The sequence below is a fragment of the uncultured Modestobacter sp. genome (assembly GCF_947486615.1).
Classification (GTDB): domain Bacteria; phylum Actinomycetota; class Actinomycetes; order Mycobacteriales; family Geodermatophilaceae; genus Modestobacter.
The window spans coordinates 1-15,038 of the sequence record NZ_CANKUD010000006.1; the positions used below are offsets into that span (position 1 = coordinate 1).

The following is a 15,038-nucleotide window of genomic DNA, read 5'->3' on the forward strand; positions in this document are numbered from 1 at the left end:
CTGTCGCTGTCGCTGTCGCTGTCGCTGTCGCTGTCGCTGTCGCTGTCGCTGTCGCTGTCGCTGTCGCTGTCGCTGTCTAGCGTCTCGTCGGCGAGTGCATCCATCCAGGCGTCACCTTCGGCTTCGCTCATGACGGAACTGTACGGCAGCTCTGCGTGTCGCTACGGTACGAGACTCAGCCTCTGCTCTAGGTCAGGCTCCTGTGGTCTCATCCGTTGAGCTTCTTCGGGAAGTGCCCACCCAGCTCGCCGGTCGTGAACTGACACCGGTTGGGGCAGTTGATGCCCACCGCGTCTTCCCGGACCGGTCCGGCTGAGCCGAAGGCGTCGGCGCCACTCCAGGTGACGGCGGCGGCCTCGCCGCACTTGGGGCAGGTCTCGGAGGTAGTGCGCTGCGACATGGTGATCTCCTCATGTCTGAACTTGGGTTGGTGTGATGCCGATCACGACGGTAGGTCGAGCATCTGGCAAGGAGCTGTGAGTCGCAGCGAGGCTCCCATTGCGGGTGAACGCAGAACGGCCCCGCCTCCCAGGAGACGGGGGCGTTCTCGTGCGCAGCAGCAGTCAACGTGACGAGCGGAATCGCTCGGGAGCCGCCGGGGGTCCGTGAGTGCTCGGCATCGAAGATCTTGTTTCCTAGTTGCGCTGAGAGAACAGGCGGCGTAGCCGCTTCCTCTCGTCGGGCTGCGACGTTGCCGTTCGTTCTTCGTCGACCGTGCGGTGCAGTTCGAGAAGCACCTCGTTCGCTGCCCGCTGCCACTCGGGCAGCGACGAGTCGAGCGTCGCTCGGATCTCATCCAAGGAGTTCTTCGCGCGAACTCGGTAGGCGAGTGCGCCGAGGGCCTGTCGACCCGGTCAACCGTGCGGCCTGCCAGGTTGGGTTTGCTTATCGCGATCTGACCGCGCAAAGGTCAGCCCTTATCAATTGCTGACGAGAGTCACTTGCCATTTTTGGGCCGGGCACGATACAGAAGAACCCCGGTGGTAACACTCAACAACGCTATGACTCCGTACCAGATCTCTCTCAGGGGAGGGGGTTCAGCTGCTGCAAGAATAGTGACGAAGGCGGCGATTGCTGCCCCGCCGAGGAGGCTCGCAATGGCTAGCAGCCAAGCCGACCACGCGTCTGGTGGCTCCGAAAGGCTTCGGGCGGCCGTGCGGACGTCCTCAACGTCGACCACCGTCGCGTGTCGGTCGCGGGCGAACTGAACCGCCGTGACGCCTAAACTTCGCGTGAATTCATCGCCCCTGGCAATCAGTTCGCTCCGCGCTTCAACGACCCATCCGGATAGCGTGGGTGGGGCGGCCATTGCCTTGTTGATAGCGTCTGTGACTGCGGCCTCTGTCAGCGCTACGGCTGGGCTGATGTCGGCTTCGGGAAGCTTCGGCTCCCTGCTCTCTGTCACCTCTAGGTCTTCTCCCCGTCTTTAGCGACGCCATAGACAGGGCCATCTTCGGGGGGTGATTGCAGTTGATTGGCTATTGTGAATCGGCGACTCAGCAGCCAATCTTGGATCTCTGGTGCAATATCCGAGTCTAGGCGATGGGCCTCGAAGTTCCTAAGCTCGTTCGGCCCATAAGCTTCAAGTGAGGCCGTTAAGCGGTCAAGCGCTCTTGCCTGTAGCTCTATTCGAGCCTCCGCGATCAGTCGCTCCGCCTCGTGCGTCCTTCGAGCAGAAAAGAACCCGACGATTCTGCCGACGACGCCTGTCGCGGAAGCCCCAGCCAAAAGACCGGACAGTGTGGCAAGCAGGTGCGGGGAGAGGCTCACAAGGTCGATCGGCGCGCTGAGGATGTCGCCGACGCCTGTCATGCGGCGAATCTACCCTGCTAACGGATAGATCAGTATGGGATGGCACTGGCATGTGCCCCACCAGCAGTCTCCGGGGTCAACGCGGCGATCGGAGTCGCACTGGTTCTCCGGCGTTGCGCGGGCCGCGCCTCGCCAACGCCGTCGAGCAGCTCCGACGCCGCCGTGAGCGGGTAGTTCTCCGCCCGGTCGGGGCCGTCCTCGACGTCGACCGCGATGCGGCCAGCCTCGAAGTCGGAGGTGGCGCAGGCGAGCGAGGCGTCGGCGGGCGTCGTCGGCTCGACCGTCCTCCGGCGCTCCCTCCGACTGCTCCGCACCGCCCTCACGGCGACGACGCGCAGCGGCTCGACGGCGGAGGGCGGTCGGCGACAACGGGCTGAACATGGTCATCGAGGACACGCAGGCTTCTGCCGAGTAGGCCGCCTACGCTCGGGTCTGCCTCCGCCGGGTACCCCCGTGTCCGGCGGAGGCCCTCGTGTAGCTGCTCACTCAGCATGGTCCAGCGCTAAGCCTTACGGCACTGAGCCCCATCACCGTAATGACGGGGCTCAGTGCCGCACTGTCACTGTTGACCGCTAGCGCGGGTCGATCTCGCAGGCGATTCCGTCGTAGTCGCGGTCAAGCCTCGGCGCCTTATCCCGGTTCCCCGCGGCGGAGCGGACGGTTTCTGGTGTTCCAGACGTCCGTGCAGTTGTCGTAGTACGCGTTCACTGGAGGAGTGGTGCCGCAGCCGACGACGACAGTGCCGCCGCTTGGGGTCCACTGAATCGATCCGCATTGGAAGTCTTAGGCGCGACCACCGGGGATGGAGAACTCGTCGGTGACCGGGAAGCCGAGTGCGCTGTTCTCCCAGCCCAGCCGTGCCCAACGGTCGCGAATCGCTCCGCCGATGTTGTGCGCTCCGGTGGCGGAGACCAGTAGATCGAGCCGCCCTGGAAGTGGTTGTAGCGCCCGTACTTAAACGGTTTGCCGGACTCGTTGGTCAGCGGGAAGCCCAGGAACGAGTTCCCCAGCCCTGTGAACTCCACTTCTCCCAGATGGCGCCAGGCACTCCGTGTGCACCTGCCCCCGGCGTCCAGTAGATCCCCCCGTTCTGGAACAGGCTGTAGCGACCGAAGACAGCTGGGGTGACGCGCTCGTCCGTCAGCGGCAGCCCGAGCGCGCTCGCCGCACCACCGAGCGCACGGTAGTTGTGGAGGATGGCGCCTACTACTTGCCGGGTGCCACCATCCGGCGACGGATAGGGGTCGGCTGTGGCGGTCGGCGCCAGGGTGACTGCTGCGGCGGTCGTTCGTTGCTTGGACGCCCCGAGTCAGTACGGCGGGCACTGAGCCCCCGGCCTTGGTCGTTCGCTGGTGGCTGTGGTGCAGTCGGTCACCGCTCTGTTGGCCCTGTGACCGCTAAAAAGGTACTTGGCCACGCACGGGCCCGTTGGCCCGGAGTCCTGGGTCGACAAGCCACAGCTGCGTACGTGTCGCACGGACCCGAAGAACTGGCCCATACGATTCGGGGGCGTCCGTCCGAGAGTTGGCCGACCTGCCTAGCATGCGGGTAGGCATACGCGCCGTGCTGGGGCAGACCGAAGCCGGACAGTGCAATTAATCTTGTCGTACAGGCATCGCTTACTCATCGAAAACGTGCTGAGACGAGCTCATGCAGCCAACGTCGCCCAACGGTATACGTGCTGGTGAGAGCTAATGCTCGCCAATATCCAACGTTGATCAACTACGTCAAGATCAATTCGCAGGGTTATAGGTTCACGTCCTATCGGGGGAGCCGCGTCGGACCGCTCACCGGCGGAACGTCGATCCGGGGTGTCGGCTCGGCAGCCTCGACGTGATCGGATCGATCGACTTCGTGATCGGGCTCGCTGACTCGGGTCAGGGGCTCCGCCCTGAGGGCGTTGAGCGATCCAGCACCTACCCGGCGGCGCCGCTGCTGCGCGCACCGCTGCCGGACGGCGTCAACTGCTCGAGGCCTCTCGTGTCCGTCCTCGCCGCGGACCTCGGTGCGACCCCGGCACCATCGACCGCCGCGGTGGCCGGCCAGACGTCGTCGCGTGTCATCGGGGTGGCGCGTTCGGGGACCGAGTGCACCGCGCTCTCCAGATCGGGGCGGGTCGATGGGTCGTCGAGGCGAAGAACGCGATCCGCCCGGGCGAGGAACGCCGAGGAGTGCGTCGCCACGATCGTGACGCGGTCGTCGCGCTGCCGGTCGATGATGTCGAGCACCGCGGCTTCGGTGGCTGGGTCCAGGTGAGCGGTGGGCTCGTCGAGCAGCAGCAGTGGCCGATCGCTGGCGACGGCTCGAACGATGGACAGGCGTTGCCGTTCTCCGCCCGACAGGCTGGTACCGCTCCGTTCGAGGGGGGTGTTGAGCCCCTCGGCACTGAGGCGATCGGCGAGTCCGATCGCGGTGAGCAGGTCGAGCAGCGTGGAGTCATCCACCGATCCGGGTCCGCCCGGGGCGAGGAACGTGCGGATCGTGGCCCCCAGGGTCGGCGTTCCCTGCTCCACGTACGCGATGCTCCGCCAGAGGTCCGTGGGTGACCAGTCGGCCAGTTCGCGGCCCCCCACCGTGATGCGTCCGGATCGAAGTGGGGCGAAGCCGGCGATGGCCGACAGCAGCGTGGTCTTCCCCGATCCGCTGGGGCCGACGAGACACACGAGTTCCCCCTTCCTCGCCAGCACGGACACCGGGCCTATCTCGACGCCTTCACTCGCTGAGACGACGGCCTGCTCGATCTCGACCGAGGGAGCGGGCCGCGGCACATCGAGGGCGCTGTCACGGCGTTCGGGCCGCGAGGAGTCCGCAGGCAGTTCGTCCAGTCGCGTTTCGGCAGCACGTGCCCGCTGCACCTGCTGCAGCATGTCGGCATACCTCGCCGCGGGGGCGAGCAGGATCGCGAGCGCGCCGAGGAAGCCGGAGATCTCGGCTCCCGAGGCAGCTCCGCGGGACACGAGGACCATGCCGAACGATCCGAGGGAGATCAGCAGGAGCAGCGAGGTGGATTTCACGATGAGGTCGACCAGGGCCTGAGCGTGGCCGACCCGGCGTTCCGCCACGGCGACTTCCCCGAGTTTCGTGTCGAAGCGGCGCAGATAGTCGGGGGCCAGTCCGAAGACGGTCGCAGATCTGATGGACCGCAGGTACTCGCCGATGTCGGCCGTCGTGGCCGCCAACGCGCTGAGCCCCTGGGACGCGCGCTCCTTGACCGGGCGTATGACCACGCCGATCACGAGACCCACGATGATCAGAGCAGCGAAGAGCGCCAGGGTCAGTCGCCAGTCGAACACGACCATCAGCCCGAGGCAGCCGACGACGGTGATCACGGCCGTGCGCCGTCGGATCCGGTCGGCGGTCAGGAGCGGTTCGAGCTCGTTGACGTAGTGGCTGTAGAGCGCCGTGGCCTCTTCGACGCCGAGCCGCTCGACGTTGCGGGGCGCCAGCCGGATGAGGCGCTCTGCGACAGCGACCCGCAGTCGCTTCATCTCGGTCGCCGCAACGCGGGTCAGGAGCAGCACCTGCCCGGCCGCGAAGCCGCCGGCGACCAGCACGGCCAGCAGCATGGGGGCCCAGATGGGCGGTCCGATGGGGTCACCGTCGAGCACTCGAGCGACGCCGTAGGCGACTGCGACCGGCACGGCCAGCTCGACCACCGCTGCGAGCACCGCGAAGGCCTGCGCGATCCAGCGAGCTCGCCGGCTGACCCGGGCACCCGCGATCGGCGCTGGTCGACCGTCCTGCCCACTCGAGGTGCTCATCGGGCTGCCCGGTCGCGCCGGAGGCTGAGGACGGCCATGGTGGCGAGCACGAGCGCGCAGGCGACTGTGGGCGCCACGTGCGCCAGATCAGGTCCGGGCACCAGCAGTTCCGATGTCGCTGCCCGGGGCAGCCACACGCTCCCTCGACCGAGGAGACCGGTGAGCAGAGGTTCGAGTCCGACCAGGTAGACGATCATCGCGATCGTGATCGCGACCCACCGGCGGGTCAGGGCCGCCAGTCCGAACGCGATGAGACCGATGAGCACCCCTTGCGCGGCCGCTCCGGCAATGGTCGACCCAGCACTGTGCCACGCGGAGAGATGCGCGACCTCCGGTGCTCCCGAGATCGCCGCGTCAGTTCCGGCGAGCGCGACCACGGCCGATGCGGCACCAGCGACACCGACGAGGACGAGGACGATCCCGGCGCGCACGAGGAAGAGGCGCCGCAGGCGTCGGGTCGCCACCGCGAGCTGCAGCAGTGCCCCCGACGACATCTCGCCACCAGCAGCGCGTACGCCGAGGGCGATCGCCGCGATGGGGACGAGCATCGTCAGGCTGCTCCGGGCCATCGCGGCGAGCTCGTCGTCGGTGGAGCCGGCGTCGAGGACGGTGCTGGTCTGGAGCTGGAGTCCACCGCCCCCGGACGACGCGTCTCCCGTGGCGACGTTCACGGCGAGGTAGCTGAGCACCCCGCACAGACCGACGAGGGCGCCCATCGTGACGAGCGTGACCGGGTCACGGGTCCATCGGGGGAGTTCAGCCTTCACCGTGCGCAGGCTGTCGGGGACGGTCATGGAACCTCTCCTCAAGGGTCGCGTGGCGTTCCTCGGAAGTGAGCACGGGGATCCCTGCCTCGCCGAGGACCCGGTTCGCGGCGGAGGCGTCGTGGCTGAACACCACCGGGGCTCCGGAGCTGTCTCGTCGGCAGTGCAGGCCGGCGTGGGTGAGGAGGACCTGGGCGCGGTCCGTGTCGGCCCTGCTCATCCGCAAGATCGTCATCTGGTGCGTGCCGACGAAGTCGTTCGTCGGACCGCCGAAGACGAGCCGTCCTCGGTCGAGCACCAGCAGGTGGCTGCACGACGACTCGACCTCGTGCAGATCGTGGCTGGACAGCAGCACGGTCCGCCCCTCACCGGACAGCTGGATGAGGAGCTCACGTATCCGTTGGCGGGCGTCTGGATCCAGCCCGTTCATCGGCTCGTCGAGGAGCACGAGCTCGGTGCCGACCAGGATCGCGGCGGCGAGCGACAGGCGTTGCCTGTTGCCCAGCGACAGACGGCTCAGTCGGGTCCGCATCTCCGCGGCGATGTCGACCAGCTCGGCCACGCGGGCGACGTCCCCTCGTGAAGCGCCGGACAGTCGCGCGAGGTAGGTGAGGTTCTTCCGCACGGTCCACGTCGGCCACATCGCCATGCCGTCGGTGGCCGCGCCGACGCCCCGCCCCACCGATTCGTGAGCGGAGATGTCGGTGCCGAACTGCTCGACCCTCCCAGCCGATGCCCGCTGGACGCCGGCGAGGATCCGGAGCAGCGTCGACTTGCCGCTGCCGTTGGCTCCGACCAGGCCGACGACCGTTCCCCGGTGGAGGGAGAACGAGATGTCCTCCAGTGCGGTTCGGTCCCCGTAGACGTGGCGGAGGTGCTCGACGGTGCAGATCCCGGCTTCGTTGACGATGATCGTCTTCCTCCTGCATGGAGGGATGCCCCTCCCCCGGCGGGGAGCCGGAGGGAGGGACACCCTGTGAAGGTCGGACCGGCTCAGCCGCCGTAGCTGGCGCAGACGACCACACCGACGCTGACGCAGAAGCCCATGCGCGGGTCGAGACCCGGGCGGACCTGCACGAGCGGCGACTGCGAAGCGTGCCCGTCCTCGGGGAGCTCGAACTCCCGTGTCGTCAGACGGAGTCCCTCCGGGGTGGGCACGCCGTAGCTCTGGAGCGTGGGCACGTTGGCGGTCTCTGCCGTGTACTCACGCCGCTCCGAGTACGTCGGCATCGCGGCGATGCCGTTCACGTAGTCGAGGAACCCGTCCGTCGAGATGATGTCGATGAACTGGTCGATCTGCTTCGTGACCGCTTCCTTGTTGACCCGGTGGCGGATCTCGGCGATCGTCCGGTCCACCTCGGTGGGCTCGGCGGTGCGGGTGTCTGCGAGGGACATGACAGTTCCTTTCATCGGGGGACCTTCCATTGCTGGAACCTCAGGGAGTGCTAGGAGGACTGAGCCGCGTAGGCCTGGAGAGCGGGAAGCCACGTCGCGTCCTTCGTCGTGCCGGACCACCACGTGTAGCCGACCAGGACGGCGATGCGTTCGCCGCTCCTCAGGTCGAGCACCAGGGGAGCACCGAGGCGCTTGACGGCGCCGAAGGACGGAAATCCTCCACGGGCTCCGGCAGCGGTGACCCGGCTGTACTGCGGGAGGAACTCCATGGAGACGTTCAGCACGTCCGCGGAGGACAGAGTCCGCCACGAGCCGAGCGTGAGGACGTCACCCGCCAACTCGATTCGGCCGCGGTGGGGAAAGAGGACCCGCTGGTCCACGACAGCGGCGACCCGGCGGGGTTTCGTGCTCTTCCGGAGCTCGTCGACGGTCGCTGCGTGATAGGTGTCGGACAACGACGTTCGTCCCTGTGTCACGTTCGCCTCGACCACTTCCTACACCCCGGCAGGGATCGAGTCGCTGTCGAAGGTGTACGTGACCTTTCGGACGCCGTCCGGCATGAGCTTGGTGACGCAGAAGATCGTGGGCCGGTTGTCGCCGAACTGCGACCGCTGGATCTTCATGCCCTCGGGGATCGTGATGTTCCTGGCCCGGAGCCTGGCGCTGTCGAGCAGCTCGGTCCGGACGAACTCGTCGCGGTCTTCGGGTGCACGGTCGTAGAGGTCGCCCAGCAGGGTGATGAACTCGTCCGTGGTGATGAAGTCCCGGATCTCCTCGAGGCCTGCCCGAGCTTCGTTGCGCACTGCTTCACGAGTCAGGGGCGGCAAGGGCGAGTCGTCCTCGACCCTCGGGTAGTCGATCCGTTGCAGATTGGCGTACGAATGTGTGCGGTCGTCCATCGCCGTCCTCCAGGTGCGAAGCCGAAGTGCGACAGGATGTCCTGTCGAATTCGACCTTGTCAGCGATGGACGGTTGGTCACATCGGCCGCCTGGCCAGAGGTCGAGCCCGCCGACCGGGCTACTCCGGGCCTGCGGGAGATCCGCCGAACGGATCGGGCGGGCGTCCCCCGGCTCCTGTGGGCGGTTGCCGGCTTCGCGCCAATCGGGCAGCGGGAGCGGCCTGCAGACGAGTGGTCGCGGGCCCTCGAGTGGCCTCGCATGATGGCGGCCGTGGCCGGTCGGCCCACTACGATCGATGCGAGGTGAGACACAACGACCGCGCTGAAGTGACCGAGGGGCGGTGAGGTCGTGACCACGAGGTCGGCGCCGGATCGCGAGCGACGCCTCCGGTCATGGGCGTGGTCTGGGCTCTACCTCGTGGTCATCGCCTCGTTGACCGTCATCGCGACAAGTGGGATGGACGGTTGGCAGCAGACGGTGTTCCTCGCTCTCGCCGTCGCGGCCGGAGCTGCGACGCTGGTGCGCCATCGATGGCCGCATGCCCTCGTGGTGGTCGCCTGGACCACCACCGCGTTCGCGACGCAGGTGCTCCTCATCCCCGCGCTGTTCAACTTGGGCGTCCGGAGACGGCATCGTGGGGACCTGGTCGTGCTGGTCGCAACGGTTCTCCTGCTGGCGGCTGTTGCCCCCAGGGGAGAACGACTGGTGTCCATCGACGGCGTGGACCTCGAGAGCTGGATGAGTCTCGGCAGTTGGGTGCTCAACGGGATCGTCGTCGTCATCGTCCCCTACCTGATCGGCACGGCCATCGGCGTGCGTCGCGACCTGGTGGAGAGCTACCGGCTCCGTGCTGAGCACGCCGAAGCCGAGCGGACTGCGCGAGCGGCCGAGGCCGTGCTCCTCGAACGCGCTCGGATCGCGCGTGAGGCACACGACGTCCTCGGCCACAAGTTGTCGCTCCTGACCATGCAGGCCGGGGGTCTGGAACTCAACGCAGGCGCCGATGCCGAGGTGGTCGAGAAGCAAGCCCGGCTGATCCGGCAGAGTGCCCGCGATGCGCTGCAGGACCTGCGGTTCATCATCGGCTCCATCGAGACACCAGATCCACTCGCTCCCGGATACGGTGACCGCTCGCTGACACCCGAGGACCTCTGCGGAATACACAAGCTGGTGGGAGAGAGCGTGTCCAGTGGCGCGATCGTCGATCTGGCGGAGTCGAACCTCCGTCATCCCGAACAGTTGCCCCAGGACATCTCCCGAGCCGCCTATCGGGTGGTACAGGAGGGCCTCACCAATGCTCATCGGCATGCGCCCGGGGCGCCGGTGATCGTCTCGCTCTCCGGCGCCCCGGGGGAGCAGTTCGTGGTCGAGGTCCGGAACACCGTCACCGTGCCCGAGGGAAAGGACCATGCGGAGCACTCCGGGGGGCGGGGCATACCCGGCCTGGAGGAACGGGCGCGCGTCGTCGGGGGTGAGCTGACGGTGACGGAGGCCGATTCCGTGTTCATCGTCCGCGCACGGCTGCCATGGCAGGACACCCACGCTCAGCGAACGGAGAGACGACCGTGACGCGCATACTGATCGTCGACGACGACCCGCTCGTGCGGGCCGGTCTGCGTTTCATCCTCGGTACGGCCGACGACTTCGAGGTCGTCGGTGAGGCATCGGATGGAGCCGAGGGCATCGAGCAGACCATGCTCGTGGCGCCCGATGTCGTGCTCATGGACCTCCGGATGGCCGGCATGGACGGGCGTGAGGCGACCGCTGAGCTCATGACGTTGCCCGCTCCGCCGAAGGTCCTCGCCCTCACGACTTTCGACACCGATTCCCACGTCATCTCGGTACTCGATGCCGGGGCCAGTGGGTACCTGCTCAAGGACACGCCGCCGGCGGAGATCATCGATGCGGTCCGGGAGACAGCCAGAGGGGGCACGATCCTGTCGTCCCGCCACACCCGAGTCCTCCTGGACAAGTACTCCGAGAACAGCATGCACGCGCGTCACCACCAAGCCAGAGAGGCGCTCGACCGACTCACCCAACGTGAACGGGAAGTGGTGCGCTATGTGGCGGAGGGGCTCACGAACGCGGAGATCTCCGAACGCATCTACTGCTCACCCGCGACCGTGAAGGCGCACCTGGCGAGCATCTTCTCGCAGCTCCAGCTCGCCAATCGAGTGCGTCTGGCGATCATCGGCCACGACGCAGGCGTGCTCGAGGACAGGAACTAGTCCGAATCGCCGATCGCGCAGAGGCGCAGCGACCTGGGTCCCTCGGCCGGCAGCACGCACCGAGCGGTGTGCTGGACCACGTCGGCTCGGTGGGCGACTCCCAGGAGGACTCGACCTGCCGGACGGCGCCGACCCGCTGGCTGCCTGGGACGACTTCCTCGCCCGGGTCGGCGTGCCCTGAAGCCAGCGGAACTCCAGCTCGGCCCTCGAGGACCCGGACGGCGCCGGCCCGCGGCTGTCGTTCCAGCAGTCCCCGGAGGGCAAGGTCGCCACGAACCGGCTGCACCTCGACGTCCGGGCCGCTCCGGGGCTGGAGGGGGAGGAGCGGATGGCGGCGCTGGAGGCCGAGTGCGCCCGGCTCGTCGGGCTGGGCGCGACGCGAGTGCGCCGCGCCGAGCCCGAGCCGCCGTTGAGCCTCGGGTCCATCGTGCTGACCGACGCCGAGGGCAACGAGTTCTGCCTCGACTGAGCCGGGCGCTCAGTCCTCCAGCAGCCAGACGGCGGTGTTCGGCGGGAGGGCGATGGTGCCGGCCCGATCGTGCACCCGCGCGGCCGAGGCCAGCAGCACCGAGCCCGACGTCCGCTCCAGCACGGTCTCGCTGCCCATGTTGACCACGCAGCGCACCACCTCGTCGTCCCCGACGCAGCGCACGGTCAGCACGTCGCCCTGGGTGCTGACGACCGCTTCGCCGGAGCCGAGGGCCGGGTGTGCCGCCCGCAGCGCGAGCGCCCGGCGGTAGAGGGTGAGCATCGAGCCGCCGTCACGCGTCTGGGCGGAGACCGCGTAGCGGTCCCAGTCGGCCGGGATGGGCAGCCACGGTTCCGCGGAACCGTCGGGGGAGAAGCCGACGCCGTCCGAGGCGTTCCACGGCATCGGCACCCGGCAGCCGTCACGGCCGGCGCGGGCCCCGCCGCTGCGGAAGAAGATCGGGTCGGTCTTCGCCTCGTCCGGCACCACGGCCTGCGGCAGGCCCAGCTCGTCGCCGGCGTACAGGTAGGGCGAGCCGGGCAGCGCCAGCACCATGAGCGCGGCCGCCCGGGCCCGCGCGGTGCCGAGGTCGCCGCCGCCGAAGCGGGTGACTTGGCGGTCCTTGTCGTGGTTGCCCAGCACCCAGGAGACCGGGGCGCCGACCTGGCTGAACGCGTCGAGCGCGGTCTGCACGCCGTCGGCGAAGGCGGCGGTGTCCCACGGCGACTTCAGCAGCCGGAAGGAGAACGACTGGTGCATCTCGTCGGGGCGGGAGTACAGCGCCACCTGGCTCAGGTCGGCCAGGCAGACCTCGCCGACCAGCATGGCGTCCTCGTACTCGTCGCAGACCGACCGCCACTGGCGCCACACGTCGTGCACCTCGGGCTGGTTCCAGGTCATCGCCTGCTCCGGGCCGTGGCCGAACAGGGTGGGGGAGTAGGCGCCCGGGTTGTCGCGCAGCTGCGCGTCCTTGAACAGGCCGTAGGCGACGTCCACCCGGAAGCCGCTGACACCCCGGTCCAGCCAGAACCGCAGGGTCTTCTCGAAGTCGGCGGCCACCGCCGGGTCGCGCCAGTTCAGGTCGGGCTGCTCGGGGGCGAACAGGTGCAGGTACCAGCGGCCGTCCGGGGTGCGCGACCAGGCCGGCCCGCCGAACAGCGACTGCCAGTTGTTCGGCGGCTCCTCGGACGCGGGTGCGAAGTGGTAGCGGGACGCCTCGGGGGAGTCCGGGTCGGCCAGTGCCGCCTGGAACCAGGGGTGCCGGTCGGAGGTGTGGTTCGGGACGACGTCCAGCACCACCCGCAGGCCGAGCCGGCGGGCGTCGGCGACGAGGGCCTCCAGGTCGGCGACGTCGCCGTAGTCGGGGTCGACCGCCCGGTAGTCGCAGATGTCGTAGCCGCCGTCGGCACCGCCGGAGGGGTAGTGCGGGTTGATCCACAGCGCGTCGACGCCCAACCAGGACAGGTAGGGCAGCCGGGCGCGCAGCCCGGCCAGGTCACCGATGCCGTCGCCATTGCTGTCGGCGAACGAACGCAGGTAGACCTGGTAGACCACGGCCGTGCGCCACCAGGGCGAGGCCGAACGCTCGGGGGCGACCTGCTGCTCGGTCGCGGTCCCCACAGAGGCGAGCCGACGTGACATGTCGCCATCATCGGCACGCTCGTCGTCGAGTCGTGTGCTCTGGGTCACCAATGACGAATGAGATGTCTGTCGGATCTCGCCAACCAGCGGGCGTCTGCGCTGGTGGGCCTGGGTGTCCGGTGGTGTGCGACCGGATGTGCCACGCTGGGTTCAGGGCCCGACGCGGCCCCCGGACGAGGGTGCCGTACCCGGACTGCGACAAGACGGCACGGAGGAGACCCCCATGTCCTGGCTCGTGCTCGTGCTGTCCGGCGTCCTCGAGGCCGTCTGGGCCACCGCTCTCGGTCGGTCGGAGGGCTTCACCCGGCTCGTCCCGACGCTCGTGTTCGCCGTCTCCGTCGTCGCCAGCATGGTCGGCCTCGCCTACGCGATGCGCACGCTCCCGGTGGGAACGTCCTACGCGGTCTGGGTCGGCATCGGCGCCGCGCTCACCGTGGCCTACGCGATGGCCACCGGCGAGGAGGCGGCATCGGTGGCCAAGGTGCTGCTGCTGCTCGGCATCGTCGGCTGCGTGATCGGGCTCAAGCTGCTGCACTGACGCCGTTCACCTGATGGTTGAGCGGGTGTGGCCTGGGGCACACAGTCGAGCGTGAGCACGTACGCCGTCGGATTCGCCCGCCCCGACCGCAGGTCGTGGGCGCAGCCGGTCGACCAGCCGATGTCCTGGCACGCCGTGGAGGCGCACCGCCCCACCGACGAGCTCGACGGGGAGGTCGAGCTCGCCGTCTGCGGGGCGATCGTGCAGGTCTGGGGTGCCCAGCGCTGGGACCGGATGAGCGCCGGGCGGTCCACCTGCGGGGAGTGCCGGCAGCGGACCGCACCGGAGCTCCGGCGCGTCGGTTAGATCGACTGCGGCGGCTCGGCCGGCTTCTGCTCCGCGCGGGCCGACCGCCTGCCGGTGATCGCCGAGATTCCGGTGATGTCCCGGCCCACGATCAGCGCCTGCACGTGGTCGGTGCCCTCGAAGGTGTAGATCGCCTCGATGTCGGCGTGGTGCCGGGCGATGTGGTGCTCCAGCAGGATGCCGTCACCACCGAACAGGTCCCGGGCGTCGGCCACGATCTGCCGGGCCTTCTTGCAGTTGTTCATCTTCGCCATCGAGGCCATCGCCGCGGTCATCCGACCCTCGTCGGCCAGCTTGCTCAACCGCCAGCTCAGCAGCTGCATGCTGGTGATCTCGGCCAGCATCCGGGCCAGCTTCTCCTGCACCAGCTGGTAGCCGGCGATCGGCTGGCCGAACTGCTCGCGCTGCATCGTGTGCTCCAGCGCCAGCTCGTAGGCGGCCTCCGCGATGCCCAGCGCCCGCCACGCGACGGTGTACCGGGTGCGGTCCAGCACCACCGACACGTCCTTGAACGAGCGGCAGTTGGCCAGCTTGTTCTCCGCCGGCACCCGCACCTCGTCCAGGGTGATCTCCGCCTGCCACACCGCCCGCAACGCCGTCTTGCCGGTCATCCGGGTCGCCGTCCAGCCGATCGACCCCTTCGGGACGACGTAGCCGCCGACCGCGCCGTCCTCGTCCCGGGCCCAGATGAGCACCAGGTCGGCGATGGTGCCGTTGCCGATCCACTTCTTCGCACCCGTCAGCACCCACTCGTCGCCGTCGCGGCGGGCCCGGGTCTCCAGCGCCACGGCGTCCGAACCGTGCTGCGGCTCGGTCAGCCCGAAGGCGCCGATCAGCTCCATCCGGGCCATCGCCGGCAGCCAGCGCTCCCGCTGCTCCTCATCGCCCAGCAGCGCGATCGACTGCATCGCCAGGAAGCTGTGCACGCCATAGAAGGTGCCCAGGCTGCCGTCGGCGCGGGCCCACTCCGCGGCGACCAGGCCGGCGGCGACCGCGCTCATCCCGGCCGAGCCGTAGCCGGCCACGGTGCCGCCGGCGATGCCCAGCTCGGCAATCTTCGGCACCAGCTCAAAGGGGAACTCGGCCCGCTCCCAGTAGTCGTTGATCACCGGGGTGACCTCGCGGGTGCAGAACTCCCGGACCCGGTCGCGGACCTCGATCTCCGCAGGCTCCAGCAGGTCCTCGAGGGCGTAGAAGTCGGGGGTGGTGGCGTCGTTGCTCACC

16 protein-coding genes, 3 pseudogenes and 1 riboswitch are annotated in these 15,038 nt (G+C 68.6%); of the genes and pseudogenes, 5 read left to right on the forward strand and 14 right to left on the reverse strand.

The genetic code is table 11. The features are described 5' to 3' along the window. Positions 1 to 208: 208 nt before the first annotated feature. The 12 genes and pseudogenes from Q1A09_RS12425 to Q1A09_RS12465 form a co-directional block, all read right to left on the reverse strand. Positions 209 to 400 (reverse strand): hypothetical protein, encoded by a 192-nt coding sequence (locus tag Q1A09_RS12425; protein ID WP_299955344.1) that lies wholly within the window; start codon positions 398 to 400, stop codon positions 209 to 211. Between the two features lie 537 nt (positions 401 to 937). Further along, positions 938 to 1,405, reverse strand: coding sequence for a hypothetical protein (locus tag Q1A09_RS12430; RefSeq protein ID WP_299955346.1), 468 nt, complete (start codon positions 1,403 to 1,405; stop codon positions 938 to 940). A gap of 2 nt (positions 1,406 to 1,407) precedes the next feature. Further along, positions 1,408 to 1,812 carry a hypothetical protein gene (locus Q1A09_RS12435; RefSeq protein WP_299955348.1) on the reverse strand — a complete coding sequence of 135 codons (405 nt, stop codon included), beginning with the start codon at positions 1,810 to 1,812 and terminating at the stop codon, positions 1,408 to 1,410. Between the two features lie 572 nt (positions 1,813 to 2,384). Next, a pseudogene (locus Q1A09_RS22620) lies at positions 2,385 to 2,489 on the reverse strand (excalibur calcium-binding domain-containing protein); the annotation flags it as partial. Between the two features lie 106 nt (positions 2,490 to 2,595). Continuing rightward, a pseudogene (locus Q1A09_RS22625) lies at positions 2,596 to 2,837 on the reverse strand (hypothetical protein). Next, positions 2,792 to 3,079, reverse strand: coding sequence for a hypothetical protein (locus Q1A09_RS22630; RefSeq protein WP_366139785.1), 288 nt, complete (start codon positions 3,077 to 3,079; stop codon positions 2,792 to 2,794). The pseudogene Q1A09_RS22625 and the gene Q1A09_RS22630 overlap by 46 nt, the downstream one beginning before the upstream one ends. Positions 3,080 to 3,728: 649 nt before the next feature. Continuing rightward, entirely contained in the window at positions 3,729 to 5,573 is a 1,845-nt protein-coding gene (locus Q1A09_RS12440) for an ABC transporter ATP-binding protein (protein ID WP_299955350.1), read from the reverse strand. Then, positions 5,570 to 6,367: a hypothetical protein gene (locus tag Q1A09_RS12445; RefSeq protein WP_299955352.1), complete on the reverse strand. Its 798-nt coding sequence runs from the start codon at positions 6,365 to 6,367 to the stop codon at positions 5,570 to 5,572. The genes Q1A09_RS12440 and Q1A09_RS12445 overlap by 4 nt, the downstream gene beginning before the upstream one ends. Then, positions 6,330 to 7,310 carry an ABC transporter ATP-binding protein gene (locus tag Q1A09_RS12450; protein WP_299955354.1) on the reverse strand — a complete coding sequence of 327 codons (981 nt, stop codon included), beginning with the start codon at positions 7,308 to 7,310 and terminating at the stop codon, positions 6,330 to 6,332. Before Q1A09_RS12450 ends, Q1A09_RS12445 begins: the two co-directional genes overlap by 38 nt. Positions 7,311 to 7,330: 20 nt before the next feature. Continuing rightward, positions 7,331 to 7,732 (reverse strand): hypothetical protein, encoded by a 402-nt coding sequence (locus tag Q1A09_RS12455; protein ID WP_299955356.1) that lies wholly within the window; start codon positions 7,730 to 7,732, stop codon positions 7,331 to 7,333. 50 nt (positions 7,733 to 7,782) lie between these two features. Continuing rightward, positions 7,783 to 8,223, reverse strand: coding sequence for a hypothetical protein (locus Q1A09_RS12460; protein WP_299955358.1), 441 nt, complete (start codon positions 8,221 to 8,223; stop codon positions 7,783 to 7,785). Positions 8,224 to 8,226: 3 nt separating this feature from the next. Then, positions 8,227 to 8,631 carry a hypothetical protein gene (locus Q1A09_RS12465; protein WP_299955360.1) on the reverse strand — a complete coding sequence of 135 codons (405 nt, stop codon included), beginning with the start codon at positions 8,629 to 8,631 and terminating at the stop codon, positions 8,227 to 8,229. A 418-nt stretch (positions 8,632 to 9,049) separates the two neighbouring features. On the opposite strand from Q1A09_RS12465, the gene Q1A09_RS12470 reads away from it, so the two are divergent. From Q1A09_RS12470 to Q1A09_RS12480, 3 genes and pseudogenes are all read left to right on the forward strand, one after another. Beyond that, positions 9,050 to 10,201: a sensor histidine kinase gene (locus tag Q1A09_RS12470; RefSeq protein WP_299955362.1), complete on the forward strand. Its 1,152-nt coding sequence runs from the start codon at positions 9,050 to 9,052 to the stop codon at positions 10,199 to 10,201. Continuing rightward, positions 10,198 to 10,860: a response regulator transcription factor gene (locus Q1A09_RS12475; protein ID WP_299955364.1), complete on the forward strand. Its 663-nt coding sequence runs from the start codon at positions 10,198 to 10,200 to the stop codon at positions 10,858 to 10,860. The genes Q1A09_RS12470 and Q1A09_RS12475 overlap by 4 nt, the downstream gene beginning before the upstream one ends. A gap of 211 nt (positions 10,861 to 11,071) precedes the next feature. Further along, a pseudogene (locus tag Q1A09_RS12480) lies at positions 11,072 to 11,329 on the forward strand (VOC family protein); the annotation flags it as partial. 9 nt (positions 11,330 to 11,338) lie between these two features. Here the strand turns inward: Q1A09_RS12480 and Q1A09_RS12485 are convergent. Beyond that, on the reverse strand, positions 11,339 to 12,949 hold the full coding sequence (locus Q1A09_RS12485; protein WP_299955366.1) for a glycoside hydrolase family 13 protein: 1,611 nt from the start codon (positions 12,947 to 12,949) through the stop codon (positions 11,339 to 11,341). A 171-nt stretch (positions 12,950 to 13,120) separates the two neighbouring features. Beyond that, positions 13,121 to 13,183: riboswitch (guanidine-III (ykkC-III) riboswitch) on the forward strand. A 10-nt stretch (positions 13,184 to 13,193) separates the two neighbouring features. On the opposite strand from Q1A09_RS12485, the gene Q1A09_RS12490 reads away from it, so the two are divergent. Both Q1A09_RS12490 and Q1A09_RS12495 read left to right on the forward strand, forming a co-directional pair. Next, entirely contained in the window at positions 13,194 to 13,508 is a 315-nt protein-coding gene (locus Q1A09_RS12490) for a multidrug efflux SMR transporter (protein WP_299955367.1), read from the forward strand. 51 nt (positions 13,509 to 13,559) lie between these two features. Further along, a complete protein-coding gene (locus Q1A09_RS12495; protein WP_299955368.1) occupies positions 13,560 to 13,814 on the forward strand; it encodes a hypothetical protein in 255 nt (84 codons plus the stop codon). On the opposite strand, the gene Q1A09_RS12500 is transcribed toward Q1A09_RS12495, so the two are convergent. Continuing rightward, the gene (locus tag Q1A09_RS12500; protein ID WP_299955369.1) at positions 13,811 to 15,037 is read right to left on the reverse strand and encodes an acyl-CoA dehydrogenase family protein; all 1,227 of its coding nucleotides are present in this window, start codon (positions 15,035 to 15,037) and stop codon (positions 13,811 to 13,813) included. The two genes, Q1A09_RS12495 and Q1A09_RS12500, sit on opposite strands and share 4 nt — an antisense overlap. Position 15,038: the final 1 nt, after the last annotated feature.

Excerpts from the sequence above, each read along its gene's own strand:
- Q1A09_RS12425 (WP_299955344.1), bottom strand. The coding sequence starts at position 400 with ATGTCGCAGCGCACTACCTCCGAGACCTGCCCCAAGTGCGGCGAGGCC.
- Q1A09_RS12435 (WP_299955348.1), bottom strand. The coding sequence starts at position 1,812 with ATGACAGGCGTCGGCGACATCCTCAGCGCGCCGATCGACCTTGTGAGC.
- Q1A09_RS12440 (WP_299955350.1), bottom strand. The coding sequence starts at position 5,573 with ATGAGCACCTCGAGTGGGCAGGACGGTCGACCAGCGCCGATCGCGGGT.
- Q1A09_RS12445 (WP_299955352.1), bottom strand. The coding sequence starts at position 6,367 with ATGACCGTCCCCGACAGCCTGCGCACGGTGAAGGCTGAACTCCCCCGA.
- Q1A09_RS12455 (WP_299955356.1), bottom strand. The coding sequence starts at position 7,732 with ATGTCCCTCGCAGACACCCGCACCGCCGAGCCCACCGAGGTGGACCGG.
- Q1A09_RS12465 (WP_299955360.1), bottom strand. The coding sequence starts at position 8,631 with ATGGACGACCGCACACATTCGTACGCCAATCTGCAACGGATCGACTAC.
- Q1A09_RS12490 (WP_299955367.1), top strand. The coding sequence starts at position 13,194 with ATGTCCTGGCTCGTGCTCGTGCTGTCCGGCGTCCTCGAGGCCGTCTGG.